The organism is Streptomyces torulosus, assembly GCF_001419765.1.
Classification (GTDB): domain Bacteria; phylum Actinomycetota; class Actinomycetes; order Streptomycetales; family Streptomycetaceae; genus Streptomyces; species Streptomyces torulosus.
In genome coordinates this window covers 1-2,760 of the sequence record NZ_LIRK01001041.1, presented here as the reverse complement: position 1 = coordinate 2,760, position 2,760 = coordinate 1, and the positions used below count along the sequence as shown (strand labels likewise).

Genomic DNA, 2,760 nt, shown 5'->3' with positions numbered 1-2,760 from the left:
CTGCGGGGGTGGAGCTGGAACCGAGCGCTCGGTGAGGGGGCGTGGGGAGATGGCGTGCATGGAGGAGCGGCGGGCGCCGGGCTCGCGGTGTGGGGCGCGGTACGGCGGCGCGACGCATCTGGCCCGCGCATCGGGCGCGGGACGACGTGGAGCGGAGGTGAGGGCGGGTGAGCGGGGTGCTCGACGACCGGCTTCTGGACGGTGTGCGGCAGTGGCTCGTCGAGAGCGGGGCCGAGCCGACGCCGGCCCGCGTGGCGCAGGCGCTGCGGGAGCGCGGCAGGGTGCTCGGGGACGCCGAGGTGCTCGGGGCGGCCGAGCGGTTGCGGTCGGAGCTGGTGGGGAGCGGACCGCTGGAGCCGCTGCTCGCCGACCCGTCGGTGACCGACGTGCTGGTGTCGGCGCCCGACCGGGTGTGGGTGGACCGCGGTGGCGGCCTGGAGCTGACCGGGATCTCATTCCCGGACGCGGCTGCCGTACGGCGGCTCGCGCAGCGCCTGGCGGCCGTCGCCGGACGCCGCCTCGACGACGCCCGGCCGTGGGTCGACGCGCGGCTCCCCGACGGCACCCGTCTCCACGCGGTACTGCCCCCGGTAGCGGTGGGCTCCACCTGCCTGTCCCTGCGGGTCGTCCGGCCCCGGGCGTTCACGCTCGACGAACTGGCGGCGGCGGGCACGGTGCCGCCGGGCGGCGACCGGGTGCTGCGGGCACTGATCCGCTCCCGGCTGTCGTACGTCATCAGCGGCGGCACGGGCACCGGCAAGACGACCCTACTGAGCGCGCTTCTCGGCCTGGTCGACCCGGGTGAGCGGATCGTGCTCGCCGAGGACTCGACGGAGCTGCGGCCCGACCATCCGCACGTGGTGCGCCTGGAGGGCAGATCGGCCAACCAGGAGGGTGTCGGCCTCGTCGAACTCCAGGACCTGGTGCGGCAGGCGTTGCGGATGCGCCCCGACCGGCTGGTCGTCGGCGAGGTCCGCGGCCCCGAGGTCGTGTCTCTGCTGGCCGCCTTGAACACGGGCCACGAGGGCGGCTGCGGCACCCTGCACGCCAACGCGGCCGGACAGGTACCGGCCCGGCTGGAGGCGCTCGGGACGGCCGCCGGGCTCGACCGGGCCGCGCTGCACAGCCAACTGGCGGCCGCGCTGTCGGTGGTCCTGCACCTGGTGCGGGACCGGGACGGGCGGCGCCGGATCGCCGAGATCCATGTGCTGGAGCGCGACGCGTCGGGGCTGGTCGTGACGGTGCCCGCGCTGCGATGGGGCGCGGAGGCGTTCGTGTACGAGCGGGGCTGGGAGCGGCTGCGGGGGCTGCTCCGGGGCGAGCTGCGGGAAGGGAGCGGGTCCTATGACGGGGGTCGATGAGGCGTCGGCCGGCGTGGCCCTGGTGTGTGCCGGGGCGGCGGCCTGGATGGTGGGCGGCGGCCGGGACAGCGTCGCTCGACGGGCCCGGTCCCTGCTGGCCGGGGGCGGGGCGATCGGACCACCGCCCTGGCAGAGGGTGGTCGGCCGGGTGCGGCGGCTCGGGTTCGAGTGGTGGGCGCCGGTGGCGGGGCTGTTCCTCGGGGTGCTGGGGGCCTCCGTGCTGCCGGTCCTCGCAGGGGCGGCCGGGGTGCCGCTGCTGCGACGGGTGCGGCGGGCGGCGGAGGAACGCCGGGCCCGCGAGCGGCGCGGGGAAGCCGTGGTCGCGCTGTGCGCGGCGCTCGCCGGGGAGGTGCGGGCCGGACGGCAGCCGGGAGAGGCGTTGCTGCGGGCCGCACGGGACTCGGGCGGGCTCGGCGAGGCGCAGGCGGTGGTGCTGGCGGCGGCCCGGTTCGGCGGGGACGTGCCGGGCGCGCTCGCCGACGCGGCGCGGCAACCGGGCGCCGACGGACTGCTGGGGCTCGCCGCGTGCTGGCGGGTGGCCGTCGACCGGGGCGCGGGCCTCGCCGCCGGGCTCGAACGCCTGGAGGGCGCCCTGCGCGCCGAGCGGGACCAGCGGGCGGACCTGCGCGCCCAGTTGGCCGGCTCCCGCTCGACGGCGGTGATGCTCGCCGGGCTCCCGGTGCTGGGCCTGCTGCTCGGCACCGCACTCGGCGCCGACCCGCTGCACGTGGTGCTGCACAGCGCGGCCGGGCTGGGCTGTCTGGTGGTCGGCGTGGTGCTGGAGGGCGCGGGCCTGTGGTGGGCGCTGCGGATCGTACGGGGAGCGGAGGCGGCATGAACGAGGAAGTCGTCCACAGGCTGGGGGTGGCCCTGTGCGTCCTCGTGGGCCTGTGGTGGCCCGCCCGGTGGCTGGCCGCCGCGCGGCGCCGACGGCGCCTGCTCGCCCGGCTGGACGCCGTCCTGGCCCTGGCCGCCGCTCCGCCCCGACGGCCCCTCGCCCTGCGAGGCGCCGTACGGCGCTGGCTGCCGGTCGTCGGCGGGGTGTGCGCCGGGTGGGTGGTGATCGGCGGCCTCCCGGGGCTGGCGCTGGGGCTCGCCGCCGGTACGGGGGTCTGGCAGTGGCTACGGCGGACCAGGAAGGCGGACGGCCGGTCGACGGAGGCGTTCGACGCGGCGGAAGCCGCCCGGCAACTGCCCCTCGCGGCCGATCTGCTGGCCGCCTGCATCGCGGCCGGGGCGAGCCCCGTCGTGGCCGCCCAGGCCGTCGGTGAGGCCCTGGGCGGGCCGGTGGGGGAGCGACTGGCCAGAGGGGCGGCGGAGGCCCGCCTCGGGGGCGAACCGGCGGACGCGTGGCGCGCGTTGGCCGCCCTCCCCGGGGCCGGCCCGCTGGCCCGCCTCC

3 protein-coding genes are annotated in these 2,760 nt (G+C 78.6%); all 3 read left to right on the top strand.

Annotation, left to right across the window (positions count from 1 at the left end; all coding sequences use genetic code 11):
• The first annotated feature begins 167 nt into the window (after window positions 1–167).
• The gene (locus tag AOK23_RS43895; RefSeq protein WP_055717919.1) at window positions 168–1,361 is read left to right on the top strand and encodes a TadA family conjugal transfer-associated ATPase; all 1,194 of its coding nucleotides are present in this window, start codon (window positions 168–170) and stop codon (window positions 1,359–1,361) included.
• On the top strand, window positions 1,345–2,199 hold the full coding sequence (locus AOK23_RS43890; protein ID WP_055717918.1) for a type II secretion system F family protein: 855 nt from the start codon (window positions 1,345–1,347) through the stop codon (window positions 2,197–2,199). The genes AOK23_RS43895 and AOK23_RS43890 overlap by 17 nt, the downstream gene beginning before the upstream one ends.
• Window positions 2,196–2,760, top strand: a 565-nt coding sequence (locus AOK23_RS43885; RefSeq protein ID WP_055717917.1) for a hypothetical protein, incomplete at its 3' end; no start/stop codon positions are given. The genes AOK23_RS43890 and AOK23_RS43885, both read left to right, overlap by 4 nt.

Excerpts from the sequence above, each read along its gene's own strand:
- AOK23_RS43890 (WP_055717918.1), top strand. The coding sequence starts at position 1,345 with ATGACGGGGGTCGATGAGGCGTCGGCCGGCGTGGCCCTGGTGTGTGCC.